Annotated in this window: 22 protein-coding genes and 1 tRNA gene; 10 read left to right on the forward strand and 13 right to left on the reverse strand. The window is 57.6% G+C overall.

Annotated elements, in window-relative coordinates:
- Positions 1 to 90 precede the first annotated feature (90 nt).
- The gene (locus Mal65_RS21540; RefSeq protein ID WP_165701445.1) at positions 91 to 1,365 is read left to right on the forward strand and encodes an HD-GYP domain-containing protein; all 1,275 of its coding nucleotides are present in this window, start codon (positions 91 to 93) and stop codon (positions 1,363 to 1,365) included.
- Here Mal65_RS21540 and Mal65_RS21545 read toward each other — a convergent pair.
- Positions 1,355 to 2,572: a hypothetical protein gene (locus Mal65_RS21545; protein WP_165701446.1), complete on the reverse strand. Its 1,218-nt coding sequence runs from the start codon at positions 2,570 to 2,572 to the stop codon at positions 1,355 to 1,357. The two genes, Mal65_RS21540 and Mal65_RS21545, sit on opposite strands and share 11 nt — an antisense overlap.
- A gap of 280 nt (positions 2,573 to 2,852) precedes the next feature.
- On the opposite strand from Mal65_RS21545, the gene Mal65_RS21550 reads away from it, so the two are divergent.
- Complete coding sequence (locus tag Mal65_RS21550; RefSeq protein ID WP_196784362.1) at positions 2,853 to 3,527, forward strand: HEAT repeat domain-containing protein; 675 nt, start codon at positions 2,853 to 2,855, stop codon at positions 3,525 to 3,527.
- Positions 3,524 to 3,787, forward strand: a complete 264-nt coding sequence (locus tag Mal65_RS21555; RefSeq protein WP_145302455.1) for a hypothetical protein — start codon at positions 3,524 to 3,526, stop codon at positions 3,785 to 3,787. Before Mal65_RS21550 ends, Mal65_RS21555 begins: the two co-directional genes overlap by 4 nt.
- A 94-nt stretch (positions 3,788 to 3,881) precedes the next feature.
- Here Mal65_RS21555 and Mal65_RS21560 read toward each other — a convergent pair whose 3' ends face one another.
- Positions 3,882 to 5,012, reverse strand: a complete 1,131-nt coding sequence (locus tag Mal65_RS21560) for a thioredoxin family protein (RefSeq protein WP_145302458.1) — start codon at positions 5,010 to 5,012, stop codon at positions 3,882 to 3,884.
- Between the two features lie 778 nt (positions 5,013 to 5,790).
- Between Mal65_RS21560 and rho the strand changes: the two genes are divergently transcribed.
- Positions 5,791 to 7,083: a transcription termination factor Rho gene (gene rho, locus Mal65_RS21565; protein WP_145302461.1), complete on the forward strand. Its 1,293-nt coding sequence runs from the start codon at positions 5,791 to 5,793 to the stop codon at positions 7,081 to 7,083.
- A gap of 52 nt (positions 7,084 to 7,135) precedes the next feature.
- Positions 7,136 to 7,218 (forward strand) — tRNA-Ser (locus tag Mal65_RS21570).
- Between the two features lie 1,097 nt (positions 7,219 to 8,315).
- Here Mal65_RS21570 and Mal65_RS27245 read toward each other — a convergent pair.
- The 3 genes from Mal65_RS27245 to Mal65_RS21585 all read right to left on the reverse strand — a co-directional run bounded on the left by Mal65_RS27245 (position 8,316) and on the right by Mal65_RS21585 (position 15,220).
- Positions 8,316 to 10,580, reverse strand: coding sequence for a dockerin type I domain-containing protein (locus tag Mal65_RS27245; protein ID WP_231131205.1), 2,265 nt, complete (start codon positions 10,578 to 10,580; stop codon positions 8,316 to 8,318).
- A gap of 2,076 nt (positions 10,581 to 12,656) precedes the next feature.
- Positions 12,657 to 14,564, reverse strand: coding sequence for a hypothetical protein (locus tag Mal65_RS21580; RefSeq protein ID WP_145302468.1), 1,908 nt, complete (start codon positions 14,562 to 14,564; stop codon positions 12,657 to 12,659).
- 425 nt (positions 14,565 to 14,989) lie between these two features.
- The gene (locus Mal65_RS21585) at positions 14,990 to 15,220 is read right to left on the reverse strand and encodes a hypothetical protein (protein ID WP_145302471.1); all 231 of its coding nucleotides are present in this window, start codon (positions 15,218 to 15,220) and stop codon (positions 14,990 to 14,992) included.
- 372 nt (positions 15,221 to 15,592) lie between these two features.
- Here Mal65_RS21585 and Mal65_RS21590 point away from each other — a divergent pair, with 372 nt between their 5' ends.
- The 5 genes from Mal65_RS21590 (at position 15,593) to Mal65_RS21610 (ending at position 18,128) form a co-directional block, all read left to right on the forward strand.
- On the forward strand, positions 15,593 to 16,177 hold the full coding sequence (locus tag Mal65_RS21590; protein ID WP_145302474.1) for a sugar O-acetyltransferase: 585 nt from the start codon (positions 15,593 to 15,595) through the stop codon (positions 16,175 to 16,177).
- Positions 16,178 to 16,307: 130 nt separating this feature from the next.
- Positions 16,308 to 16,580 carry a hypothetical protein gene (locus Mal65_RS21595; RefSeq protein ID WP_145302477.1) on the forward strand — a complete coding sequence of 91 codons (273 nt, stop codon included), beginning with the start codon at positions 16,308 to 16,310 and terminating at the stop codon, positions 16,578 to 16,580.
- Positions 16,581 to 16,712: 132 nt separating this feature from the next.
- Entirely contained in the window at positions 16,713 to 17,087 is a 375-nt protein-coding gene (locus tag Mal65_RS21600) for a hypothetical protein (protein ID WP_145302480.1), read from the forward strand.
- Positions 17,088 to 17,236: 149 nt separating this feature from the next.
- Positions 17,237 to 17,731 carry a hypothetical protein gene (locus tag Mal65_RS21605; protein ID WP_145302484.1) on the forward strand — a complete coding sequence of 165 codons (495 nt, stop codon included), beginning with the start codon at positions 17,237 to 17,239 and terminating at the stop codon, positions 17,729 to 17,731.
- 154 nt (positions 17,732 to 17,885) lie between these two features.
- Complete coding sequence (locus Mal65_RS21610; protein ID WP_145302487.1) at positions 17,886 to 18,128, forward strand: hypothetical protein; 243 nt, start codon at positions 17,886 to 17,888, stop codon at positions 18,126 to 18,128.
- 362 nt (positions 18,129 to 18,490) lie between these two features.
- Here the strand turns inward: Mal65_RS21610 and Mal65_RS21615 are convergent.
- The 8 genes from Mal65_RS21615 to Mal65_RS21650 form a co-directional block, all read right to left on the reverse strand.
- Positions 18,491 to 19,677 (reverse strand): IS3 family transposase gene (locus tag Mal65_RS21615; protein WP_145302490.1). Its coding sequence is split into 2 segments (ribosomal slippage): positions 18,491 to 19,407 and positions 19,407 to 19,677, totalling 1,188 coding nucleotides; the frame shifts between segments, so codons are not numbered across the junction.
- Between the two features lie 106 nt (positions 19,678 to 19,783).
- Complete coding sequence (gene ccoS / locus Mal65_RS21620; RefSeq protein WP_145302493.1) at positions 19,784 to 19,972, reverse strand: cbb3-type cytochrome oxidase assembly protein CcoS; 189 nt, start codon at positions 19,970 to 19,972, stop codon at positions 19,784 to 19,786.
- Positions 19,969 to 22,473, reverse strand: coding sequence for a heavy metal translocating P-type ATPase (locus Mal65_RS21625; protein WP_145302495.1), 2,505 nt, complete (start codon positions 22,471 to 22,473; stop codon positions 19,969 to 19,971). Before Mal65_RS21625 ends, ccoS begins: the two co-directional genes overlap by 4 nt.
- A 14-nt stretch (positions 22,474 to 22,487) precedes the next feature.
- Positions 22,488 to 23,255 (reverse strand): sulfite exporter TauE/SafE family protein, encoded by a 768-nt coding sequence (locus Mal65_RS21630; protein WP_145302499.1) that lies wholly within the window; start codon positions 23,253 to 23,255, stop codon positions 22,488 to 22,490.
- The gene (locus Mal65_RS21635) at positions 23,252 to 23,779 is read right to left on the reverse strand and encodes a FixH family protein (RefSeq protein WP_145302502.1); all 528 of its coding nucleotides are present in this window, start codon (positions 23,777 to 23,779) and stop codon (positions 23,252 to 23,254) included. Before Mal65_RS21635 ends, Mal65_RS21630 begins: the two co-directional genes overlap by 4 nt.
- 22 nt (positions 23,780 to 23,801) lie before the next feature.
- Entirely contained in the window at positions 23,802 to 25,208 is a 1,407-nt protein-coding gene (gene ccoG, locus Mal65_RS21640; RefSeq protein WP_145302505.1) for a cytochrome c oxidase accessory protein CcoG, read from the reverse strand.
- Between the two features lie 125 nt (positions 25,209 to 25,333).
- Positions 25,334 to 25,963, reverse strand: a complete 630-nt coding sequence (locus tag Mal65_RS21645) for a cbb3-type cytochrome c oxidase N-terminal domain-containing protein (protein ID WP_145302508.1) — start codon at positions 25,961 to 25,963, stop codon at positions 25,334 to 25,336.
- The gene (locus Mal65_RS21650) at positions 25,956 to 26,135 is read right to left on the reverse strand and encodes a hypothetical protein (RefSeq protein WP_145302511.1); all 180 of its coding nucleotides are present in this window, start codon (positions 26,133 to 26,135) and stop codon (positions 25,956 to 25,958) included. Before Mal65_RS21650 ends, Mal65_RS21645 begins: the two co-directional genes overlap by 8 nt.
- Between the last annotated feature and the right edge of the window lie 122 nt (positions 26,136 to 26,257).

Here is a 26,257-nt window from a genome sequence, read left to right on the forward strand (position 1 = left end):
CGAAGCGGAAACGCACCAGACTCGGTGCAACCCTCGCGCTTTGTCAAAGCCTATTGTGGACGTTACCAGACTAAATGGGGAGATCCGCTGATGGGGCAATCAGCGAATGTGACGATTTGGGTTGAGGACCTACAGTCCGGGGTGGTCTGTTCGCATCCGATCGTTGATCAATCGGGTGTGCTGTTGCTCGGTGCAAACACCGAGATCACCGAATCGGTCATCGCGGGGCTCGTGGACCGTGGGATCGAGCAGGTAGAGGTTCACCCCAAAGACGCGGCTCAATTCCAAAAAGACGATTCCAAACGCAAGGAACCGTCCGCCAAACGCACGACGCACGCAGACACAGAACAGTCCGCACTCGATTCGGGGCGGCCGCTGCGAAACTTCTTGGTGGATCGATTCGACGAACCTTTGGACGAAAAGCGATATGAATCGCTGAAGAAAGATTATGCGTCGGCCATCGAGCAGGTGGATGAGATTCGCGAAGCGGTTTCCAAACACCAATTGAAAACAATCGAGGCCATCGACGATCTTTCGCAACGGTTCACCAGCAATCTGATCGACGATCACGACCAAACCGTCAGCGTCTTCGGAAGCGCCCAAGAACAATGCGACTTGACCGAACGCAGTGTCAAATTGGCCAATCTGGGAATGGCGGTCGCCGTTGAAATGGGACTCGACGGCAAGGCGGTGTCCGAAATCGGGACGACCGGATTGCTGCATGACGTGGGCCTATTCATGATGGACGAAAAGTTTCGTCAAGTCGGCGTCGTGCTCAGCGAAGACGAACAGTGGACCTATCGCAAGCATCCGATCCTTTCGGAACAGTGCTTGAGCGAAGTCGGCGAAGTCGCCAGTCACATTCGTTTGGCCGTCGAACAAGTTCACGAGCAGTACAACGGCGTCGGATTTCCCCGTGGGTTATCGGGCAATCGGATTCACCCCTACGCGCGAATCTTGAACGTTGTCGATGCTTACCTGCAATTGATCCTGCCGACCGATCGTCGCCCTGGAATTTTGCCACACGACGCCATCGGCATCCTGTTGCATCAGGCTCGACATGGTCTGTTCGAACCAACCGTGATTCGCGCATTCCTGTTGACCCAAACACTGTTTCCACTGGGCAGCACCGTGGAACTAACCGATGGCACGATAGCAACCGTCATCCGCCGACCGCGTGATGGTTACGCGATGCCCGTTCTGCAACGCGAAAGCGGCGAACGAATTGATCTGTCCCAGTCGACCATTCAAATCGCTCGGCCGATCCGCAGCGATGCGGTGGACCAAGTGCGAATCAGCCAACAGGCGATGGAATCGATGACCTTGGAATCGGCGATGCAGGCCGCCATCAACATTAGCGGATGATCCAGCGATCGTCTCGGAACTGGATCTGCAACCCCGCTTCGGATGCCGCCTGTTGGGCCAATTGCACCAAGGTCTTCTTTTTAGCCGAAAACGTCACACGCTGTTGCACCCGAGATGGTTCGTCGGCTTCGACTTGCAACGGAACTCCGGCGGCCTGCGCCAGCGATTCCAACACATGGGCCGCCGGTTGATTTTCCACCTTGAAGTCAAACGTGGCCTCTTGGCCCGTTGTCTTCGGGTTCGCCTGTGCCAAGAACGCTTGCAGCAGTGTTTGTAGTGCCACGCGGTGCGTCGCCGCCGTTCCGGTCAGCGTCACGGTTCCATTGATGGTCGACATTCTGCCGACTCCGGCAGCGGTGCGTACCCGCCGTCCCCACCGACCACTGCCGATCACGCCGGGATAGCGATCCTGCCACGATTCGGATGGGTCCGCCCCTGCCGCAAACTGGCCCCGCACCAACGACTCCACCGACGCCGGTGCAACCCCCAACAACTGACCGGCCGGCCACAGATCATGTGGAAACTCATCATCAATTTTGGGTCGACCAGCGATGTCCGCCGGGGACAGTTCCGCGGTGTGCACGCCATCTGCACGCCGGGCCAGACGAACCAATTCTGACGGAGTGATCAGGTCGGGCCAGCGGATGGAAACCAAGTGGGCGGCGGGGTGGGCACCCGACGCCCCCGTGGTGCGTCGTTGCGAACTCCCGGGACGTGCCTCATCTCGCTGGGCCTCATTCAGTTGGGCCCCATCCAGTTCGGCCCGATGCAGCTCGGCCAAATTGCGTTCGATCCAGGCCGACCGGCCGACAAGAACCACGCCGCTGCGCACGATCACGGTGGCGTCCAACCGATCGGCGACCTGCTGGAGCGCCGCGGCGACGCTGGGCCCCAAACTGATTTCGGGCAACTCGGCGTCCCAGTCCAGATCCCGCTGACGCCACAAATTCAGGGTTCGCGTGGTCGCCAACTGGTCGACCACCTCGCCAACGGTCTGGCCTTCGGCTCGCATCGTGATCGGGCTGGCCAAGGCCCGGTAGGCGTCGCGATCGGCGACGGTGGATTCTGGTGTCGCCGCATCGAGCGAGAAGGCCAAACATGACGCTAGCAAAACGCCCCACAGCCCCGTCAAGGCGGGCCGACGACGCGTGGATCGAAAGTGTCCGGCCGGGGGAATAAATCCGGTCGAATTCGAGAGAGAAAACACGGCAACAGCTACGCAATTTAGGCAGTTTTGGAGACCCGACCCGATTCGCCCCCCGTCCCCACCGACGGCCCGACACGGGACATTCACCTGGGATTCATCATAGCGAGTTGTTGGGCGGTGGTCTCGTAATTAGACTCGTCCGCAGAGACGGGGTTGTCTTGCCTGCCGCAACCGTTTCGGGTGACCTGAACCGCCAAAGGATGCCTGGTTGCCGTTCCGGCTGACCTGCCTAGGATGCTCGCGACCGAACTGCGAACATCACCCTTTGACGGATATTGCTGTGACCTCACCTGTTGTTCGGACGACCCGGCTGACGACCGCCTATCGCAAATTTTTGGCGACGGCCGATTCGACACGATTCGCATCTCAAGTTGACGAACATTACTCGGTAACGACCATCGCATCGCTGTTGTTACGCGGCGACGTGGAAATGCGTCGCGCCGCTGCGCTGGCGTTGGGCATGTTGGGAGATCACCGAACGATCGACCCGCTGGGTCGTGCGATCAGCGATCCGGACCGCGGTGTCCGCTTGGCCGCCGATGACGCGTTTGGCGCGCTGCTGATTCGTTCGGCCGCCCCACGACATCACCAGCAATTACTGAAGCTGATGCACCTGAACGACGGTGGCGAACACGCCGCCGCGTTGGCACCGTCGATGATCCTGTGCGACCAAGCGCCGATGTATGCGGAAGCACATCATCAATTGGCGATCTGCTGGCACGGCTTGGAGAACTACGACCAAGCCCGAGCCGCCTATCACGCATGCCTGTGGCGGTGCCGGTTCCACTACCCGGCCTGGCAAGGCTTGGCAAAATGCCGACTGATCCTGGGTGACCCCGAAGGTGCGTTGCGTGCCCTGCAACGCTGTCTCAGCATCAATCCGGACGTTGAATCGGCGCGACTGCAGATCCGCCAGATTCGCCGCCGGCTCCGTCAACGCGATTTTGATTCTTGAGTTACGGCGATTCTTTGGTGGGCGGCATCGCCCTGGTTTTGGCGGTCGTCGCCGCCGCAGTTGCATTGGGTCCCTGGCAGGTGCCGTTTCAATTGCGTTCGGTCCGCGCCGTGGACGAACGTTTCGGGCGAACCGCCGCCCGCACCATGGTCATGCTGGTCGCCGCGATGTGTTTCGTCGCCAGTGTGTCCATCCTGAACGGGATACGGCCGTCCTATGCGACGCCCCAGTCGCAACGTTCACCGGTGAACCGGTACTGATGGCCTTCTTCGACGCGTTGCACGCGGCCGAGCGTTTCGCGTCCAAGGACAGCGGACAGATGGTACCGCCAAAGCGGCGAACCTCACCCCGAAATCACGGGTTGGCGTCGCCGATCGCTTGATCCATCACCTCAATGGCGGCATCGGTGTACCGTTCGAATTGGTTTTCAAAGTGGTCACGTGCCGCTTGGTCGGCAAAGAAGAACATGCGGCCGTGAATCGGATCCTTCACCCCAAAATCACGCTTGCCGGGAACGATGCGTTTTTCTTCGAAGAACCGCACCACGTCGATTTCGTTCATCACCGGCGTGTAGGGTTTCGGGTCGGCCAAGAACTTTTGCTTGTTTTCGGCACTGCTGAATAAGTACAGCCGTCCCAGGTGCAGGACGCCGTGCTCGGGCTTGCCTTCGACCCAAGCGTAGTCTTCGTTGATGCTGACGGCACAGTAACCTTCCAAAGCCAGCGGAGGCAGGTCAGCACTGGGGGCGACCGCCGGGGCTGCGACCGCCACGTCCGCCTCAGCATCGGTCGCGGCGGGCTGCGCCGGGGGCGTTTGGGGCGATGCGGCCGCGGGCTGATTGGCCGTCGGCGGCACGGCGATTTGCGCCGGCATGTCCAACGTCATCGCATCGGTGCGAGCGCCGGCGGCCGTCGTCTGAACGCCGCCGGGTGCGATCACCGCGTTGGGCAAAGCAAATTGATTGTTAGTCTTTCCCGCAACGGTCGAAACCACCGGTGCCGGCTTCGGCGTCGCCGACGGTGCAGGGGAGGGCGTCGGTGCCGGCTGGCTTGCCGCCATCATGGTCTGCGGTTCGGCCGCGGGACCCGCCGATGCGGCCGCGGTGTTCAACATCGCCACGTATTGACGTGGATCTTGTGGGCTGACCTTGTGCGATAGCTTCTCGCCCTTCAGTGTCACCACCACGTCGGTCGGCAAACTTTTGACTTGGAACATCTTCGCGATCGCGGGATCTTTGCCGACGTGAATTTTCACCGGCACATATTTCGATGTGATCGCGGCGGCGACGGCACCGTTCTGGAATGCACCGGCTTCCAACCGATCGCACCAAGGACAGTTGTCGCCGTAAAAGTGCAGCAGAAGCAGCTTGCCGTCACGGCTGGCCTCGGCATGGGCCTGCTTCAAATTGGATTGCCAGGGGATGCCGGACTCGGCGGCCCCGGCGAATGAGCCGGCCAGCGCGACGACCATGGCGATCGCGGTCATGGCGGCGTGTTTTGATAGGAGACGGCACATCGCAAAATTCCTTTTTCGCGTCGAACCGGTATTCGGACCGGATCATGGTTCTTGGGGGGAGGTAGCGAAATTTGGTGGGTGGCGTCTAGGGCTGCCTCAGCGATGGCAGACAGATCGCCCCATCACCGACCATCGACCACCACGGTCGTACCGCTTGAACCGAAATTACCGACCAGGCAAAGTTTTCCGGCAAATCCCCCCGGGGGCGCCGACATCTGCGGAACGCTGACGGCCTCGCTATCGCATCAGACTCTGGCGACGTCGCTACGATTCCCCCCCAGGTTGCCCGCGACATCTTCTCTTGACATTAGGCGAACGGGTTCTATATTTGGGAGCAGAACATGGGACTCGGGATTTGATCCCGTCGACATTCCCAATCAGACACGGGAGTGTCTCTCTCTGATCCGTCGCCCGGCATGAATCGAAATGGGCGGCATCGCACGGCATGATCATAGGTATCGATCGCTGGCCGGGTTTCAATCGGAGCGGAGCCGAAATTCACCCGTTGAAAATCTAACGAGTCGCGGCCCCGAGTCGTCATGACTGGCCGACAGATCGGTCCCTGCCGGGTCGAATCTGACTGACTTTCCAAAAACAAAACCGATTCCAAAACAATTTGATTCCACCGGCTGCGTTGTCGCGGCACCGGACGGAGTTTTTCTTTCCCTTTCTCGGACCACAGCGACCTTTCTTGATGCTTACGTTTAGGCCGCAATTGCGCGGAATGAACGTGCGGTTTGGATGACAAATGGCGAAAAAGAAAAGGGCTCCCAGGAGCCGAAGTGGCTCTGGCAATGGCCAGGGCAACGATAATGGAGCGCCCAAATCGAGAGGCCGACGTCGCCGTCGTGGTGGCAATGGCGGTAACCCGCAGGCCAACGGTGACGCCGATTTCCAATCAGATGCACCCATGGAAGCCGGTGAAGGCATCCTGGAACTGCATCCCAATGGATACGGTTTTCTGCGCAGCGAAGAAAACGATTACACCCGCGAACGGAGCGATCCGTTCGTGCCGGGGACGATGATCGAACGCTTCGGCCTGCGGCAGGGCGTCTACATCAAGGGCATGGTCCAACAGGCACGTCGCCAACAGGGTCCGCGCGTCAAAGAAATCACCGAAGTCGAAGGCATGCCGCCGGAAGACTATTTGAACGTGAAGAACTTTGACAGCCTGACCGCGATCAACCCGGAAGAATGGCTGCACCTGGAAGTCGGCCAAAAACCGGTGACCAACCGTGTCATCGATTTGCTGGCACCGCTGGGCAAAGGCCAACGTGCCTTGATCGTCGCGCCGCCACGCAGCGGAAAAACGATCATGCTGCAAAACATCGCTGCCGGGATCGCACAAAACCATCCCGACCTGAAGCTGATGGTGCTGCTGATCGACGAGCGGCCCGAAGAAGTCACCGACATGCGCCGCAATGTCCAGGGCGGACAAGTCATCGCCAGCAGCCTGGACATGGACGTCGACAGTCACGTCCGTCTCAGCCAGCTGGTCATCGACCGGGCCAAGCGCTTGGCCGAACGTGGCGAAGACGTCTTCTTGATGCTCGATTCGATCACCCGCCTGGCCCGTGCCTTCAATAAATGGGTCGGCAGCACCGGCCGCGGTCGCGCGACAATGTCGGGCGGTCTGGATATCAAAGCAATGGATATCCCGAAAAAGCTGTTCGCGACCGCACGTGCGTTCCAAGAAGGCGGTTCGCTGACCATCGTCGGTACCTGCCTGGTCGATACCAACAGCCGCATGGACGAAGCCATTTTCCAAGAGTTCAAAGGAACCGGGAACATGGAACTGGTCTTGGATCGGCGGATGGCCGACCGACGCATCTGGCCCTCGATCGATATCAGCCAAAGTGGAACGCGTCGCGAAGAATTGCTGCATGACGAAGAAACGTACGAAACGGTCACCATGCTGCGTCGAACGCTAAGCGAAATGCATCCGATCGACGCGATGGAACAATTGACCAAACAGCTCGGCCGTTTTGAAAACAATGAGGCCTTCTTGAAGCTGATCGCAGGAGCTAAGCTTGCGAACTGACGATCAAACGAATCGGGCGATGATTTCGCTCGCGTCGGCCTGATCGTCCGCAGGAGGGTAAGCGAATTGGTGAGCGGCCTCACTGGAACTGAGGTACCCCGTAAGGGGCTGCGGGTTCGAGTCCCGTGCCCTCCGCTGTTTTAGCCCGCATTTCGCGGGCTTTCGACATATTCATCCCCCACCCCAACCGATCGAAGGGGACGGGGGCAATCGAGTTCGGCACCGATCTTTCTTCTGGTAGAAAATCCGAAGCTCGAAGATCTCTGGCCGTTCACCGCGATCCGGCTCTCGAGCGATGGAGCCTGATCGCAGACGCGAGCTTTCGCGCCCTGAATCGCCACTCTTTCGAATCAGGCGTTTCTTGCGCAGGTGACCAACAGGCCTTTCCAGTGGGCATCGAATCGAGCCGCTCGCCTAGCAGGCCTAACTTCGTTCTGCACCTGTCGCGTTTCACCGCGTCCCTGAAGGGTGTGGCACCGAATGGCCCCGAGCGTAATCGCGACAAGACCGGCGAGCATTAGTAGCCCTCGTATCGAAAAATTCGGGCTTGGCATCTTTTAGCACTGCTCCGGGAAATGGCATACGGCCGCTACTTCGCCTGCCTCATCTTATCGCCCCCGGCCAACACGGCCGAAGGCGATTGCCGTTGCCGGCCATCTGCGCAGCGGTGGTCGATATCGGCGATCGCCGGTGGTCAGACCATTCCCCAACGCGAAACGAACACTCACTTTCCTCCCAGGATCTTCGTATCGGGTTAGATCAATCCCCAAATCAGCAAGAACCTAGGTCGTGAACATCGGCGTCGGGCTGCGCCCATCCGGCGCCGGCCACTAGGGTTGCTCGACCACGCAATCCTCGGATGTTTCTGGTTCGGTACTCAGTTCGACGAAAGCGGAGTAGGCGAGTCGCTTTGAACGTACCACCGAGGCGTGATGACCGGCGTAGAACAAAACCGAACCGAACCGGCATAGGCTGATTCAACCGACGCGTGTAGGGTGAATCAGTGCTGCGACTACCAAGTGGCTGTTGTGCTCCTCGATAGTTTTAACGCGTCTTCACTGATTTGAACTCGCTGAGTAAGCGCTAAAGCGGCTGCGTTCGCAAGACACGGGGCTCCCAGTCACGGTTCTTGTTGCAGAACAGCTCTGATGGACAACTGACTTTGTTAGGCGAAATTGCTTCGCGATCCAAGGACTCTGAGATCTGGTGACATCGGATCCGCAAAAGCGTATCTAGAAAAGGGTGTTAGACGTTGGCTGAACCCTCAGCGGGTCGTCATCTTCCACTAACAAGCTTCTGTCTACGAAGCTATCCGTGGCCTCGAATGTTGCATCTCGCCGTAGGCGATTGATCACCATCAGGGCGTCGTGCGCCGAGACGGTGCCATCGCCCGAGACGTCGTACAGGCCCTGCCAATCGCTCCAGCCAACAGCTTCATTGGCAAAATGCAGGCGATTGATGACCAGAAGTGCATCGAAGGCTGTGACCACGCCGTCAGCATTGGTGTCGTACACATCAACGGGATTCTGGTATGGATTGTTCTGAATGTCGAAGTGCAGTCGGATGTGAGGATGTTCGGTCAGCCTGTAACGGATGTAGCGTCCACTGGAGAAGTATGACTCGTAAGTATCGGGCACGATGATGGTCGAGTGATCGATCCCATTGGTCGGCTCCGTGAAGCGGATATCGATGGGCCGCGTAAACCCTCCCGCAACAAATGGATCAAACGATTTGTCGACAATGACTCGGTCCGAACCTCGCGATAAGTCGAATCGAACCACCTGATTGCTCAAGTGCGATTTTTCCGCGATCTGCAGGTTCCACAAACGACCACTGGCATTGATGGAGAATGTCGGGTCGTCACCGACGTTCTTTAGGCGGACCAAATCGCCCGAATCACTGGTGATGACGCGACGCTCCCGCGGCCCCAGGTCATCGATCAAACTGACCGAATCATTGAGGCGAACGCAAATGTCCAGACCGTCGATCTGAATCATCAATCCGTCGGGCCAGTCGCTGTAGGTGACGGAGTCGCCGGGGCCATTGATCAGTCGTATCCGTGTCTCGTAGCGAACGTTCAAATCAAGTCGGCGCGCCGGGCCGGCGGCCACCGAGGCGGTGTCGATCACGACTTCGCCAACAGCTCTTTCAAGGTTCAGGTGCACTTCCGTCGACACTGAGGCTGCAAAATCGATCTGATCAACGCTGACAGACGTTTGATTAGTGTCTGCGGAAATGGTGACGGTAGATGCCGTGTCCACGACGTCGATCGTGTCCACAATCAGCGGATGGTTGACGTAATTGAGGACAAAATCGTCATCAAGGATCACGATGTTCCAGGCTCTAGTGTCGCTGATCAGAGTTGATCCCTCTGCAGTGCCATCGGTCACCCATGTTGCTTCACCGCTGGCCACCACCGAACCATTCGCGGTAAACCCATCCAAGGTTAGAGAACGACCACCCAAAGGGCTGATCGTCGGGACGAGGTGGGTCCCCGCGGCCGTACCATCAGAAACGTACAATCCGGCCATGACGCCGTCGGTGAGTTCCGAGACCCCAAAGAAGATCTTTGAATCCGAGATCACGATCTGGTCCAGCGGCGCGAGGATGATCCGTTCTGGCTGCGAACCATCGTCGTCGAGCCGCCAAAGTTCTCTGACGAAAGGAGAGTTCGGTGGAGAGATGCGAAAAATCCAGCTGTCACCAAGGCGGCCAATCGGCACGGGATCCCCATGTTGAGTGAGGGATTCGGGGATCTCGAAGAAGTCGTTTGAACCTTCGATTTGAAGAAACAGCCCGCTGTTGTCCGTTCGGATCGAGGCAAGATCCGAAACTGGCTTGATGCTGTTGCCGTAACTTTTCAAAATTTCTTCGGAAACGAGATCCTGCGGGACGACGACTTTTTGCGTTCCGAATGCTGTGCCGTCGGTCGACCACAAAGCCCGCTCGATTCCTGGACTCGGCCTCCGACCTAAATCGAGATCCGTTCCCCAGCCCGAGTAGCTGCGGGCATAGTTCGATGCATATTGATAACGTACGTTGTAGGGGGCGACGCTATCAACACGAAAGAACAGCCGCTGCCCAGCGACTGCTTGCTTCAGCAGGTCCGTCCGGTAAACGACCGGAAACCCCGACGCGAGGGCTGCGATATTGGACACGTCGTCGTTGGTCCGCCAAATCGTTTGACCGCCGGCATCATCATGCGTCGCGAAAATTACACGATCGTTGACCGAGCCGAGCACGTCAAACAGGTGACCAAAGCCGTCGCCCGGGCGATAGATTGCTCGCGGGACCGAACCAACTCCGACGGACCAAAGTGAACGGCCCAGCCGCTCGGTGGGCGTGACCGTGAAAACGGCCTTGTTGGCAACGACATAGAGTTCGTCGATCGTGGCCTGGGGGCTGATGTCGTCGGTTGCGAAGGCGATTCGAGTACCGAGTGCGGTTCCGTCCGAGATCCAGACCTTGCTGCCGAAAACGTCTTGCGTCGTGAACACAAAGTGTCGCCCATCCAGTCGGGTCAAATGATGCCTGTCCGCAGCCCGCGGAACAGCCGCCCGGGTCATTGGTGCATGGTTCGACGCGATGCGGCGGAGACTGTTCTCGGCCGTGGTGTCGGTTCGATGAATCACCAACCGATTCTGATTCATCTGGACCAGGATCAGTGTCTGATTGTTGTTAACGCTCACCAGCCGATGCGAATCTCCCGAGCCGTAACTAAAACTCGAGTGTCGGTTCCAACTCCCCTGGTCATCAATCCAATGGATCTGTAGCGATTGTCCAAAAAACTTGGAACTCGCGAAGTAGCTGAAAAACAACTGATCTTGGATCACGAACAATTCGCCCAATCGGTCCTCGGGCGATAGCGACGCAGAAATTTCCCAGGTAGCGGTGCGGGGGTCCAGCCGGATGATCTGGTCACAGTTATTGTGGCGGGTGGCATAGTATGCGTACTTGCCGGCAATCGTGATTTCCCCGCCGTGCGGCGCGCCCGCGAACTCTCTCCATACGCCCGTTGACGTGTCGAAGACGGCCCAAGCGTCGCCACCCTTTCCTGACGTTCGCGTGAGCAAAAACTCGCCGACCGAAGACAATGATCTGTCGTTCACCCAGCGACCTTCGGGGAGCTCGGCGACCGTTTCCACCGCCGCCGTGCCCTGTGGCGAACCATCCGTTCGCCACAACACATTACCGATCGTATTGGTGACAAGAAAAAAGAAGTCGTCACCAAACGGTTGCCCGACTGCTGGGCTCGCGACGTTGACGCCGAACAACTCCTCGACGCTCGCGACGGTCCCATCAGGTTGGATGAAATGGATCTCGTTCCCATTAAACAGCTCCGAAAAGATAATATCTCCGGTGGCCAGATTATGGGCCGATTCAATGGACCGGATTTTGTCGACCGATTCACCGGATAGCTGGATCGTCCCGGCCGGAGTTCCATCAGAAACGAAATAGTTGCGAGACCCCTGCTCGAAATAGAACCGATGCTGGTCGGCGGTGAGCAGTTTTCCGACCCCATTTTCAAAACGGTCGGTCAACGTTGTTACCAGGGTCGTTCCCGATCGCGTTCCGTCGCTGATCCACAACTCGCCGCGGTACCAGTCAACGGGGACGTAAAAGACGACTCGGTCACCGAACACCTGCAATGGACCATCGATGTCGTGATCCGACACCCGCACCGTTCCTTCGGACGTGCCATCGGAACGCCAGAGATTACGGCCCGAATCAGGTAATTGTGCTGTGAAGAACACGCTGTCGCCCACCGATAGCAACGACTCGATCGCGGAGCCAATTTCGCCCGGTCGGATGTCTCGAACCAGTTCGGCCGGACCGTTGGCATCGGTGCTACGCCAAAGCTCCGCCCCAGAGGCAGGTTCGTTTCGCACGAACAGCGTGTTGTCTCCGACCCGCGCGAAGTCGGTATTGCTGTTCGGAAAAGGATCCGAAGACGAAGCAAATCCGCCGAATCCCGCCAACGGTCGACGTGACTCTAGCGTCTCCAGCTTGCACCGACGCCAATTTGTTTTTCGCATTGTCTGGAACTACACCAAAGTCCATTCGGACTGGAGAGAAAACAGATGGGATTCATAGTTGAGTGGCCTGTTACAGCATAATCTTAGGTTAACGGAAGCCGCCAAGGCTTTCGGTGATCCACGGCACCGGTCGAAACTCTTGGCGAGTTTCGCTACCGCCCAAACCCCAATTTTTAGTCGTCCCAGACCACTAGCATCCCCACAAGTCGGAAAGCATTCTTGCCCCAGGTGACCAACGGGCCTTTCCAGTGGGCAGAGACCCCAAAGGGGACGGAGGACTTTTCCCGGCCGTAGGTCCTCCATTTCCCAGTGCCGGCGGTTGCCCGGTGTGGTCTGGGCGGCGCCGTACTTGGCCAGCAGGGACCGCCGCGTCTTTTCATGGCGACTGGTCAGTGGTTAGCCATCGACTCCAATCAATTGTTCGGTCATCCGAACGCCCCCGGAGGAACGAAGCGGCCCAGTCCGATCTTTTGCTTCAGGCTGTTGCGACCTTCGGCGGCTTTGACGCTGCGGAGATACTTATCCGCTTCGATCTGTTCACGCAGCGAGTGCTGCGATATTGGACACGTCGTCGTTGGTCCGCCAAATCGTTTGACCGCCGGCATCATCATGCGTCGCGAAAATTACACGATCGTTGACCGAGCCGAGCACGTCAAACAGGTGACCAAAGCCGTCGCCCGGGCGATAGATTGCTCGCGGGACCGAACCAACTCCGACGGACCAAAGTGAACGGCCCAGCCGCTCGGTGGGCGTGACCGTGAAAACGGCCTTGTTGGCAACGACATAGAGTTCGTCGATCGTGGCCTGGGGGCTGATGTCGTCGGTTGCGAAGGCGATTCGAGTACCGAGTGCGGTTCCGTCCGAGATCCAGACCTTGCTGCCGAAAACGTCTTGCGTCGTGAACACAAAGTGTCGCCCATCCAGTCGGGTCAAATGATGCCTGTCCGCAGCCCGCGGAACAGCCGCCCGGGTCATTGGTGCATGGTTCGACGCGATGCGGCGGAGACTGTTCTCGGCCGTGGTGTCGGTTCGATGAATCACCAACCGATTCTGATTCATCTGGACCAGGATCAGTGTCTGATTGTTGTTAACGCTCACCAGCCGATGCGAATCTCCCGAGCCGTAACTAAAACTCGAGTGTCGGTTCCAACTCCCCTGGTCATCAATCCAATGGATCTGTAGCGATTGTCCAAAAAACTTGGAACTCGCGAAGTAGCTGAAAAACAACTGATCTTGGATCACGAACAATTCGCCCAATCGGTCCTCGGGCGATAGCGACGCAGAAATTTCCCAGGTAGCGGTGCGGGGGTCCAGCCGGATGATCTGGTCACAGTTATTGTGGCGGGTGGCATAGTATGCGTACTTGCCGGCAATCGTGATTTCCCCGCCGTGCGGCGCGCCCGCGAACTCTCTCCATACGCCCGTTGACGTGTCGAAGACGGCCCAAGCGTCGCCACCCTTTCCTGACGTTCGCGTGAGCAAAAACTCGCCGACCGAAGACAATGATCTGTCGTTCACCCAGCGACCTTCGGGGAGCTCGGCGACCGTTTCCACCGCCGCCGTGCCCTGTGGCGAACCATCCGTTCGCCACAACACATTACCGATCGTATTGGTGACAAGAAAAAAGAAGTCGTCACCAAACGGTTGCCCGACTGCTGGGCTCGCGACGTTGACGCCGAACAACTCCTCGACGCTCGCGACGGTCCCATCAGGTTGGATGAAATGGATCTCGTTCCCATTAAACAGCTCCGAAAAGATAATATCTCCGGTGGCCAGATTATGGGCCGATTCAATGGACCGGATTTTGTCGACCGATTCACCGGATAGCTGGATCGTCCCGGCCGGAGTTCCATCAGAAACGAAATAGTTGCGAGACCCCTGCTCGAAATAGAACCGATGCTGGTCGGCGGTGAGCAGTTTTCCGACCCCATTTTCAAAACGGTCGGTCAACGTTGTTACCAGGGTCGTTCCCGATCGCGTTCCGTCGCTGATCCACAACTCGCCGCGGTACCAGTCAACGGGGACGTAAAAGACGACTCGGTCACCGAACACCTGCAATGGACCATCGATGTCGTGATCCGACACCCGCACCGTTCCTTCGGACGTGCCATCGGAACGCCAGAGATTACGGCCCGAATCAGGTAATTGTGCTGTGAAGAACACGCTGTCGCCCACCGATAGCAACGACTCGATCGCGGAGCCAATTTCGCCCGGTCGGATGTCTCGAACCAGTTCGGCCGGACCGTTGGCATCGGTGCTACGCCAAAGCTCCGCCCCAGAGGCAGGTTCGTTTCGCACGAACAGCGTGTTGTCTCCGACCCGCGCGAAGTCGGTATTGCTGTTCGGAAAAGGATCCGAAGACGAAGCAAATCCGCCGAATCCCGCCAACGGTCGACGTGACTCTAGCGTCTCCAGCTTGCACCGACGCCAATTTGTTTTTCGCATTGTCTGGAACTACACCAAAGTCCATTCGGACTGGAGAGAAAACAGATGGGATTCATAGTTGAGTGGCCTGTTACAGCATAATCTTAGGTTAACGGAAGCCGCCAAGGCTTTCGGTGATCCACGGCACCGGTCGAAACTCTTGGCGAGTTTCGCTACCGCCCAAACCCCAATTTTTAGTCGTCCCAGACCACTAGCATCCCCACAAGTCGGAAAGCATTCTTGCCCCAGGTGACCAACGGGCCTTTCCAGTGGGCAGAGACCCCAAAGGGGACGGAGGACTTTTCCCGGCCGTAGGTCCTCCATTTCCCAGTGCCGGCGGTTGCCCGGTGTGGTCTGGGCGGCGCCGTACTTGGCCAGCAGGGACCGCCGCGTCTTTTCATGGCGACTGGTCAGTGGTTAGCCATCGACTCCAATCAATTGTTCGGTCATCCGAACGCCCCCGGAGGAACGAAGCGGCCCAGTCCGATCTTTTGCTTCAGGCTGTTGCGACCTTCGGCGGCTTTGACGCTGCGGAGATACTTATCCGCTTCGATCTGTTCACGCAGCGAGTGCTGCGCGGCGGAGTGACCGTCACCCGAGGCGCTCGCCGGTTCGGCCGCGTTGGATGCGGTTTTTGTCGGTGATCGTTTCGACGGATGGATCTGCCATGCCGTCAACGATTGGCGGCAAGCGTCTCCCGTTCAACGGGCAAAACCGGGCTTCCACCCTGATTCGCTGAACTCCATTACACCGGTGTAATTCCAGTCATTCTGGTTGCGGAAACACACATCAAAACATGCATGACCTTTGCTCGTTGGTGCCGGAGGAAGGCAAAGGGTCAACGCGTATCCATCGTTTTGCATTGCGTGGATTTGTCGTTCACCCGACTCGGGGAGAACGGTTAAAATACCGCTCACCGGAGGGGATTTCGGCTAGGGGCGAATCTGGAGAGCGGACGGGCATTCTTCCCAAACCACTGAAGAATTCAGAGTTATCCGAACACGTGAAGGCTTTCTCTTGGCGGCAACCTTATTTACTGGCGTCAATACATGAATGAACGATTCCAACCCGATCGTCGTTCGAATCGCGAGCGAATGCTCGCCGGTGACCAATACATTGCCGACGATCCGGAACTCGTTCGTGATGGTAACCACGCGGCGAAACTCATCGCTGCATTCAATGCAACCAACGGTGACGACAAACTAGTCCAGGACCGAATTTTGCGCGAACTGTTTGGAAGCGTCGGCGAGGGCACGGTCATTCGCCCACCGCTTCGGTGTGACTACGGGTATCAGACGCACATTGGCGCCCGTACCTTTGCTAATTGGGGTCTGATTTGCCTCGACGTCGGCAAGATTGAGATTGGTGATGACGTTCAAATCGGACCTAACGTCCAACTGCTAACGGCGACTCACCCAATTGAACCGTTGCCCCGCCAAGCGAAGTGGGAAGGCTCTCAGCCGATCATCATTGGCGATAACGTTTGGCTTGGGGGCGGAGTTATCGTCTGTCCTGGTGTAACGATCGGCAACAATACGGTGGTTGGCGCAGGTGCAGTGGTCACGCGGGATCTACCGGCAAACGTCGTTGCTGTTGGCAACCCTGCTCGAATCCTCCGTACGATTGAGGGCTAACTGAGATATCAGGGTAGACGCCGGATTTCCAAGCCGTGCACTGGAGCGGCGGCAATGCGTTTTCCGATGGCTAGTTTCACTCTCGCCGGCCGGTGACGGCGAACGTTGTCGGATAAGGGACAGTAGCGTCATGAGTCACTACGCAAACGACACACAACGAAATGGCGAGTGCATTGAGCGGCTACGTGTGGCGATGAAGCAGACGCCCTATGTGTCCGTTCCAATCTTCGCAGTCGTCTTTGGATACGTCGGTTTGTACTTTGGTTTCATCAGCGCGATGGTGCTTGCGGTCGTTGGCGTCGTGGTGGGGCTTCGCTTCGCACTTGTGTTTCAGGCCATTCTGGAATGGATGGCGCTTATGCTCATCGCGACATCCAAGGGCGATGGCGAGCCAGCGGAATAGTCTTTACAGGGTCCGAAGCCCGATAACCAAGCGATTGACGCGGAGCCGCCGCTCGCGTCATGTTGAAGTCAGCGATCGACCACGGCGGCCCGGTCGTCGCCGCCGTTTTCCAACTGAGAACATGGATATCCCATGACCAACGAGACCGACAAAACTCACGTCAGAGTGCTTTCAGTCTTGCACATTGTTGCTGGCCTGTTCTTTTTCGTCACCTCACTTGGGCAGTTTCTCCTAGCCAAAAATGCTGTGATAGTAGGACCACTGCCAACTTTCATTTCGTTTTTGTTCGCGTCAATGCTGATAATGTCATTGCTGGTCTTCGTTGTGGGGATACTGCTGTATACACGTAGGATGTACTGGTTTTGCTTCACTGTTGCTGCTATCGAGTGTCTCATCGTGCCGCTTGGAACAATCATTGGCGTCTTGACGCTTGTCGTTCTCATGCGTCCATCGGTGACTGACGGTTTTGTGTCAAAGAACGCTGAGCCGACTGCTGGTGACGGATGACCATGCGTCGCACCGGAGACGCGGTGGAAAGCTTCTTCGTGACATCAATATCCTCTCCTGCGTCCCTGTGTACGCGACCGTTGTCCGACTGAAATCAAAATGTCGCCATCTTCATGAAATGCCCACAGTGCGAGACTCCACTAAGATCGGTGGCCGCGACGGAGGTCAACAATCAACCACCACGGGCAACGGTACTCCGCCGCTTCCGGATCATTGACCTGCTCGCTGTGACCGCCTTGGTAGCGTTGCACCTCGCTTCACTCCCCGCCGAAGTATCCAAAGGAGGATCGGAGATTGCCGCCTTGCTTTATCTTTCGCCGACGGCGATCACATGCTTGATTCACCTTCGATTGCGCCTGAACATCTCCGCGGCGATCTTCGTGCATTACGTCCTGACTATCGCATGGACGTTCCTGCACGCCGTGGGCCTTCACTACGCTACCAACGCATACAATCCGATGATGCGTTCTGGTCAACGCGTGGAGATGGCCGTTTACTCGAACGCGTGGAACGACACTCTGGAGATGGCTGGATGGGCCATCGCATTTGCTGCTACCTATGGCGTCGTTTGCTACACTGCAGTATCTGCGGCAATCAATTACGGTCCGTGTCCGGCGGGCGCGGGAACTGATAACAGCGGATAAATATCACATGTACCGGAACTGCGCTAGCACGTTTTCACACATGGATCACCAATCGTCCCGACCCGGTGATGCGGGACGTTGCAGACCGATTCCCGTTACGCATCCACCACAAGTTGTGCCCAAGTTCCACTATTCACACTGAAAGGCAATCGAGATGTCCAGCACAACAACCGAGTCTCGCCCATTCGTACCTGATCGCATTGTTGTTAGCCTTGCTCAACTTCTTGCATTTGTTGCTGCAGTTGCAATTTTTCCCATGTCCTTGCTCGCGACAATAAGATTTGCATCCTCGCCGTTTGAGGTCTTTATTGGTGTCGTTCTCGGTGGCGTACTTGCTTCTGTGATGGTAATCATTGGCATGGTCACGCCTTCGGCGATTGATACGCGACGGCCATGACAAGGCTTGATCGACACGTCGCAGGACGCTTCTGGCTACCGGGAAACATTTAAGGGGACGGGGGTCTTTTCGGTCTACGTGCTGCATTGGTGCTGCAACGGGCGACAACTCTGAGTCGCTTTGGCTCTAGCCGAGGGCCGATCTGTTTCGACGACGCCATCCAAAACTGGCGTCTTGCATTGCGGGTTGAAGCAGGCCGTGCAGATCGCCAACGATTGATCGGGTCGCTGCTTACCCAAAGCGACAGGCGTTGACGCTGGCCCGTATTGGCAGCAGTCGCAGAACACGGCTTGCCGGATCCCCATGACCCAGGGGCGATGAAAACGGACGTTGTTGGAATGCCCCCATTTCCTGATCCACGGTTATGAGAGTACGGGTTGGTTAAACGATTCCACAGTGGGCTGCTTCCGCGAAGGGAGCGCAGCGAACGAAGCGGAAGTAGCCCACTGTGAAGCAAAATCCGCTGGGGCCATTCCACCGATGCCGCTGTGCGGACGTCGATGGTTGTACGTTTGACGCCATGACTCAATGATCGACTGTGCCTCGGACAAGCTGCTGAACAGCTCGCACGATAAACACTCATCGCGAAGCCTGCTGTGGAAGCTTTCGACGTAGCCGTTCTGCCAGGGACTGCCCGGTTCGATGTAGGAAGTCCCCACCTCAATGAAGTCCAGAAAGGAGCGGACCGCCTTGCTGATGAACTCCGGGCCATTGTCGCTGCGGATGAACGACGGGATGCCGCGGCTGACGAATAAGTCGCTCAACAGCGCCACCAAATCGTCGCCGGTGAACTTTCGACCCACTTCCAGTGCAATGCACTCACGAGTGAACTCGTCGATCAGAGAGAGGATCTTCAACGAGCGACCGTCTTCGGTTCGATCAAAGATGAAGTCGACCGACCAAACGTGATTGGGGTACTCGGCCGATCGACGAATGACGCCGCCTTCGGAGTTGCCCAATCGTCGCTTTTTCGCCTTTTTGACCGGCACCTTGAGACCTTGTTGTTTCCAGAGTCGGTGGATCCGTTTGAAGTTTACACACCAGCCTTCCTGCCGCAAAAGACGAGTGATGCGTCGATAGCCATAGCGAGGAAACTCGCCGACGAGTTCCAGTATTCGAGCAATCAGACGTGGTTCGTCTTCTTTGGTGTTTGGCCGGTATCGTTGGCTACTGCGCGATTGGCCGAGCGTCCTGCAAGCCCGACGCTCCGAGACGCCGAAGCAACTCTGCAACTTGCAGGCTGCTTCACGGCGACGCGTCGGGCTTAGAAGTTTCCCTCGGCGATCACCTTGAGCATTCGCTTATCGAGTTCTGCTTCGGCCAGCAGTTCTTTGAGCTTCTGGTTCTCGATTTCGAGTTCGCGAAGCCGTCGAGCCTCATCGGACTTCATGCCGCCGTACTGCTTCTTCCATCGCATCCAGGTCGATTCAACAATCCCAAGCTTCTGGTACACCTCCGCCAGGCTCTTGCCGGCGGCCAACATGGCTTCACCCTCGGCGATCGCCTTGACGATCTGTTCGGGCTTACGTCGCTTTCGTGCTTGTTTCATCTCGAGAGTCTCCTTGGCCGTTATTGGCCGGTACACTCTCATAACTCATGGACCAGTTTTTGGGGAGCACGCCATTGTCGCTACGTTCGGTCAATTAACCGGTGCGTTAACGTTTGGCGTCCGCCGAAGTAGCATCCTGCGGATCGCTGCTTGACGGCGCGTCATCGATCAACATCCGAATCGGGGGCGATTCCAAATCATCGAACTGCCCGCCACGGATACAGCGCACACAGGCCCAAAGAGCCGTGGCCCCCATGGCAATCGCGACCGGTAAGGCAATGAACAGGACACTCATTGGGGACAGACCTCGTTGTTCGTTTCGTCGGACTTGCGCTGCGACAAAGTCATTGCGGTCACCGAAAGGGAACTGAGCGGCATCAACAATGCGGCCAACAATGGGGTCACAAGACCGGCCATGGACAGAGCCACCGCCAGAAGGTTATAGCCGATCGAAACGGCGAAGTTGCGGCGGATGCTATGACGAGTTTTCTGGGATCCATCCATCAATCGGACCACTCCCAACAACGAACCATCGCCGATCATGACGGGTGCGGCCGTCAGGCTTGCCGAAGCACCACCGCGCAAGGCAACGCCCACATCGGCCGCGGCCAAGGCGACCGCATCATTCAATCCGTCGCCGACCATGACAACGGGGCCGTTTCGCTTGGCCGATTCCACCGCCGCCAACTTGTCTTCGGGCAATAGACCGCCCAAAGCCTTGTCGTCGGCTATGCCAAGCGTGCTGGCAACGCGAGCAACGGTGGCGGCATCATCGCCTGACAAAATCCCGACCTGCCATCCCAGTCGCTGCAACTTGGTCAACACGGCGGGCGATTCCCGGCGGATCTGATCGGCAATCCCCATCACAGCAACAATGTCGCCGTCGCGAGCGACAAAGATCGGCGTGCTACCGCTGGATTCAATCTCGTCAACGCAACCTTGCAATGAATGCCCGTTTGGAAACTGCACCAAACGACGATTTCCAATCATGTAGTCGTGTGATCCATCCCGTGCGGTGACGCCAAGTCCCGGACGGTGGTTGACGTGTGCAATGGAACCTTCGATGGATTCATCGGTTTCTATCACCCCCGGTCGACCACGTTGAACCGCTGCGGCAATCGGATGACGCACGTGACGCTGGATCGCCCGCACGGCGTTCCAGTCACGATCGCTTCCGAACCAATGAGTCACTTTCATTCGCCCCTCGGTCAGCGTGCCGGTTTTATCGAAGAAGACGGTCCCCGGCTTCGCAAGCCGTTCCAAACAGTCACCCGCACGCACCAATACCTTCTGCTTTGCCAAACGGCCGACGGCAACGGCGACGGCCAGGGGCGTGGCCAGCGCCAACGCACAAGGGCAGGCCACGATCAATAGCGCAACGACATTCGACACAGCTTGCGTGGAATCATGCATCACCCAGTAACCCCCGGTGATCATCGCCAGCACCAAAACGACGATGACGAACCATCCACCGATACGATTGGCCAATTGAACGATGGGTGTTCGTGCGGCGGCGGCATCAGCGACGGCATCGGTGATGGCTGCCAATCGCGTGTCGGCGCCCACTGCGGTGGCCTGGATCGTCAACGGACCTTGAACGTTTTCCGTTCCCGCTTCGACCTGATCGCCTTCACCGACGGGAACCGGGACGGATTCACCGGTCAGCAGTGACCGATCCAAGGTCGATGTCCCTTGGATGACCTGACCATCGACCGGAACGCTTTCACCCGCGTCGACACGAACGCGATCGCCCACCATCACTTCGCACAGCGGCACACGTTGCGCGACGCCATCGGGGGCGATGCGATTGACGGCCACCGGGGACATCCGAATCAGCCCGGCGACCTCGTCCCCGGCGCGACGCTGCTGTCGTGACTGGAGCCACCGGCCCGTCAGCAGAAAGAAAACCAGACAGGCAATGCTGTCGAAATAGACATCGCGTTGGGAATCGAAAAGCCCATGCAAGCTTGCCAACAAACCGGCCGCCAAACCAACGGCCACCGGCAAATCCATGTGTGGCGTTCGGGTCCGCAACGAAGCCCAGGCACTTTGGAAAAACACACGACCGGGGAAAACGACAGCGACCACGCCCAGGCCGACGCCGGCAAATCGCAGGATTTGTTGATGGCTATCGGCGATTCCCGTAAAGCTGCCCGCGTACAACGCGATCGCCACCCACATTGCATTGGCGGCACAAAACCCGGCCACCGCAAGATCGATCAGCTGGCCATGTCTTTCGCGCAGATTGCGGTCGTCATCCGCATCGGAAAGCAGCGACAGTTGATAGCCTAACTTGGCAACACGCTCGGCGATGCTGGAGAGTTTCTGTTGACTGGGATCGAAAACAATTTCGATGGTCTGTTGATGATAGTTGACTCCCGAGCGAACCCAGCCGGGCACACGTTCCGGTGCACGTTCCAGCAGCCAGACACAGGCTGCGCAGTGCAAACCATCGACCGCCAGTTTGCACTTCAACAAGGGAACTTGGTCATCAGAATCGACCACCAACGGCGCCGATCGTCCCATCAGCCGCGGATCATCCAGATCCGAAAAGTCGACCGACTCCGGTTCCCACGGGGCGTCACCGTTGACATCACGCAGTTCGTAATACTGGTCCAGCCCCCAGCTTTGAATCAGCTCGTAAGCCCCCTGACAACCGTGGCAACAAAAGACATTGCCGTTCGCATCGGCCGGCCGGCGCGTCGCAAGTCCACAGTGGATGCATTGACGGTTGACCGAAGCATTACTGTCCGCGGCTTCGGTTGCATCGCCCGATTGCGAAACGATCGTCGACATTGTGTCGTTGACCTTCAAGGCTCAGGGTGACAACACGGCAGCGGTTCATCGTTGGTGGCGGACCAGACTTGCTGGGCACTTGGCTGGTCCCCCAACCGCGGCGGTTGAATCGACGCCAAGTCCGCCGAAGCACGACCGGTGGCGGTATACAAACCCGTCAGCACTAACAGGACTGCGGCAAGCATCGGCATGACCACGCGAGACCGATTCATCAGTGTTCCGGCCCCCACAACCACGGCGGTCAGTGCGGGCAACGTACCGATCCAGAATGCCGTCATCGTCGCCATCGCGCCGGGAACGGTGCCGGCCCCCGCGGCCATCAGCACGAACAAATACAGCCAACCACAAGGCAACCACGTCGTCAAAAGGCCGCCTAAATACGCTTTACCGATCGGGCCACGCGATGCCAATACCGGCTTGGCCTTCGCCAACAGACCGGCAATTTTCGAGGGTTTGATTTCCCGAGTGCCGGTCAATCGGTTACGGGGAAGCAAACCGAAAATTCGCCACAGCCCCATGCCGATCAATAACATCCCCGCCAACTTGGACGCCAGCATTTGAAATCCCGCAACATCACCACCGATCGTGATTGCGGATCCCAAAAGCCCCGCCATCAGTCCGGCGGACAGATACGTGGTCAAACGTCCCAGGTGATAAGCCACCAGTGACGCTCCGCGGCTGCGGCCATCGGTCGCCCAGATCGCCAGTGGGCCACACATCCCGACGCAATGCAAGCTGCCCAAGACACTGGCCAAAACGGTTGCCGCCAGGAAAGCCGTCATGACGATTGCTCCGACGATGCCGGACCTTGCAACAAGACTTGCCGCGATTCGACGAAACGTGCGCCGCTATCATCGGTGACATCGATTTCAACTTGCCACCAGCCGCCACGATCCACGCATTCGGTGAACGCCAAAGGACTGTCCGCCGTCACCGATTCGTCCAGCGAAAACTGCAGCACATCGCCGGCACGGGCATGATGGTAAATCGACACCGTTCCGGTTTGGATGGCCACCGGTTGGCCGTCTGCATCCAACAACTTCAACATCAGCCCGTTTCCGGACTGGCCGGCAGGAATCTCCGCGACCGTGAAGGTCCAGCCCAGTTTTTCCGATGTACGTTTTCGCGCCGCCTGCTTATCCCAATCCAGCGCCTTCTGATAGTAGTCCGGGACGACCGCCACCGACCGGTCGCCGGTGGCCAGAAAGATCGCCACGACGCCCAGGGCGACCTGCAGCGTCAGCAAGGCGACGACCATTGATCCCCAACGCCACGCTGCTTTCGAATTGGCGTCATTCTTCACCATTGCAGTCCACCTATTCGCTTTCTCAGCGAGGTCCGAGCAGTTTTGTTGTCACGGTGCGTTGATTACCCGCACCGTCGGTGATTTCGATTTCACCATCACACTGGCCCGCCGCCCCAAACTTGGACGGAGGCACTTGTATCGTCAGCGGGATCAATTCCGTTTGACCGGGTTCCAGGCTGGCGCCGGAATTCTCTTGCTGCACCAACAAGGCTCCGTCGGGCCGAACGATTTGGAACTTATAGTCTTGATTTTCTTCGCTTCGATTCCATAAACGCAAGCGGAAGTTGTTCACGATCTGGCCGTTGGCACCCCTTTGAAAGGGATTCCCCGCCGACCGGATCAATCGCGCGTCGAACGCGAACTTCGTCGACAACACCACGAAGAAGATCGACAGCACGGCGATCAACGCCGCCGGGTACAACACCGTTCGCATCCGCAGAAATCGCAGCGGGTTGCCCGCCATCGCGTCCTGGGAACTGTAGCGGATCAACCCCTTGGGCAAACCGACCCGGTCCATCACGTCATCGCAGGCATCAATACACTGGGTGCAATTGATGCATTCCATCTGCAAGCCGTCACGAATATCAATGCCCGTCGGGCACACCACCACACACTGGTTGCAATCCACACAATCGCCGGCACTGCGTTCGGCGATCGGCAGACTGACGTCACGTTTGCCCTTCTTTCTCGGTTCGCCACGTGTTTCGTCATACGCGACGATCAGACTATGCCGATCCAGCATCACGGATTGGAAACGCCCATAGGGACACGCGATCAGGCACATCTGTTCGCGAAAGAACAGAAAGTCGAACAGCATCAACCCTGTGGTCCCGAACATGACGACAAAAGCGATCGGATGCTGAAACGGGCTGCTTCGCATCCACTCCGCCAGACGTTCGGTACCAACGAAGTACGCCAGGAATGTGTGGGCCAACGCCATACACAAAACAAGGTAAACCAGAAAACGCAGCACCGCCCGGATACCGGTCACCTTTCGCTTGGGCTTTCCACCACGTCCCAAGGTGCCTTCAAAAAAACGATCGATCGGTCGGAATACATATTCCATGTAAACCGTTTGCGGGCATCCCCATCCGCACCAGACGCGTCCTGTCAAAGCGGTCAACAAGACGATCGTGATCAGAATGGACACCAACAGCAACGCCAACAACACCGTGTCGGTTGGCAAAAACGTGTGTCCGGCCAGAACAAACTTACGTGCGGGAATGTCCAACAAGATCAGCGGTCGTCCGTTGATCCGCAAATGCGGCAATGCGACGAAAACGACAATCAATACGTAAGCCAAAATCTGTCGTCGACGCCACCAATGCCCCTTGGCCAACTTGGGACGCAACCATCGACGCGACCCGTCGCCCTCCAACGTGCTTAGCACATGCTCGGGCGCTTCCAACATTGGGGACGGGGCGTTCATTGTTGTGTCGTACGACGAAGATCAGATTTTCAAAACTTGGTTGATCGCCAAACACATGCCATCGAAATCGATTGCATGTTCATCTAAAGGCGACCTGTCACTTACAGGCGACCTTAAAGTGATTGCTATTGGGCGTCGGACTCCGCCGGCGGATCTGGCCAAGGCGCGATCACGTTTCCTTCGGGCGCTTTTGGATTCGCCGCTTCGGTCCCACGCATGCTGGCCACGTAACTGGCGGCAAGCACGAGTTCGTTGGTACTTAAACGATTTTTCCATGCCGGCATTGCACCGGCGGCCGCACCGTTTTGAAGCACACCAATGATGTCTTCGATTTCACGGATGTTCTTATAATGATCATCCGTCAGATTCGGGCCGACCAAACCGCCGCCATCGGCGCCATGGCATGACTGACAATTCGTTTCAAACACGACCTTGCCAACCTGCAGCCAATTGGGCTTGTACAGGAATTTCACCACGGTCTCACGATCCGCTTTCAACTCACCAATTTCGGCAAACTGAAGCTGCAAGTTCTCTGCGAGATCCCGGTCATAGGAGGCCGCACGAGTCCGACTTTCCACACCACTATGGAAGTAGAAAAAGTAGGGCGGCGAAAACAACATCGAGCCGACGAACAACCACTTCCACCAACCGGGCAACGGGTTATCGAATTCTTGGATGCCGTCGTAACTATGGCCGGTCAGCGGATCGTCTGGAATTGCGCCCGTGTCGGACGTCTCGGGGGTCACACTACTCATCACGAGGATCCTTCACTTGATCGGAAAGTGGAATCGAGGCAAACCGGTCGGCCGACTTGCGCGACAGACGCAGCACGGCGAAGACCATCATTGCGAAGGCGACGACAAACATTGCCAACGCGATCTCGGCACAGTCGCTGTAGTCGACCGATCGAATCACGTCTTTCAACATGGCGATGAACTGGGGGGATGGGGCTATGAGATGAAGTGAAAGGGTCAAACCGGCCGCCGTCGCCCGGAAATTTCGCCCGCCACAGATAAGACAGGCGGAGCATGCAACCAAAGGATGCATGA

Source organism: Crateriforma conspicua (assembly GCF_007752935.1).
In the GTDB taxonomy this organism is placed as follows: Bacteria; Planctomycetota; Planctomycetia; order Pirellulales; family Pirellulaceae; genus Crateriforma; species Crateriforma conspicua.

Coding starts and splice junctions, on each gene's coding strand:
- Mal65_RS21610 (WP_145302487.1), top strand. CDS start 17,886: ATGTCCAGCACAACAACCGAGTCTCGCCCATTCGTACCTGATCGCATT.
- Mal65_RS21625 (WP_145302495.1), bottom strand. CDS start 22,473: ATGTCGACGATCGTTTCGCAATCGGGCGATGCAACCGAAGCCGCGGAC.
- rho (WP_145302461.1), top strand. CDS start 5,791: ATGGCGAAAAAGAAAAGGGCTCCCAGGAGCCGAAGTGGCTCTGGCAAT.
- Mal65_RS21590 (WP_145302474.1), top strand. CDS start 15,593: ATGAATGAACGATTCCAACCCGATCGTCGTTCGAATCGCGAGCGAATG.
- Mal65_RS21600 (WP_145302480.1), top strand. CDS start 16,713: ATGACCAACGAGACCGACAAAACTCACGTCAGAGTGCTTTCAGTCTTG.
- Mal65_RS21630 (WP_145302499.1), bottom strand. CDS start 23,255: ATGACGGCTTTCCTGGCGGCAACCGTTTTGGCCAGTGTCTTGGGCAGC.
- Mal65_RS21595 (WP_145302477.1), top strand. CDS start 16,308: ATGAGTCACTACGCAAACGACACACAACGAAATGGCGAGTGCATTGAG.
- ccoG (WP_145302505.1), bottom strand. CDS start 25,208: ATGAACGCCCCGTCCCCAATGTTGGAAGCGCCCGAGCATGTGCTAAGC.
- Mal65_RS21650 (WP_145302511.1), bottom strand. CDS start 26,135: ATGTTGAAAGACGTGATTCGATCGGTCGACTACAGCGACTGTGCCGAG.
- Mal65_RS21540 (WP_165701445.1), top strand. CDS start 91: ATGGGGCAATCAGCGAATGTGACGATTTGGGTTGAGGACCTACAGTCC.
- Mal65_RS21580 (WP_145302468.1), bottom strand. CDS start 14,564: ATGCGAAAAACAAATTGGCGTCGGTGCAAGCTGGAGACGCTAGAGTCA.
- Mal65_RS21645 (WP_145302508.1), bottom strand. CDS start 25,963: ATGAGTAGTGTGACCCCCGAGACGTCCGACACGGGCGCAATTCCAGAC.
- Mal65_RS21635 (WP_145302502.1), bottom strand. CDS start 23,779: ATGGTGAAGAATGACGCCAATTCGAAAGCAGCGTGGCGTTGGGGATCA.
- ccoS (WP_145302493.1), bottom strand. CDS start 19,972: ATGAGTGTCCTGTTCATTGCCTTACCGGTCGCGATTGCCATGGGGGCC.
- Mal65_RS21560 (WP_145302458.1), bottom strand. CDS start 5,012: ATGACCGCGATCGCCATGGTCGTCGCGCTGGCCGGCTCATTCGCCGGG.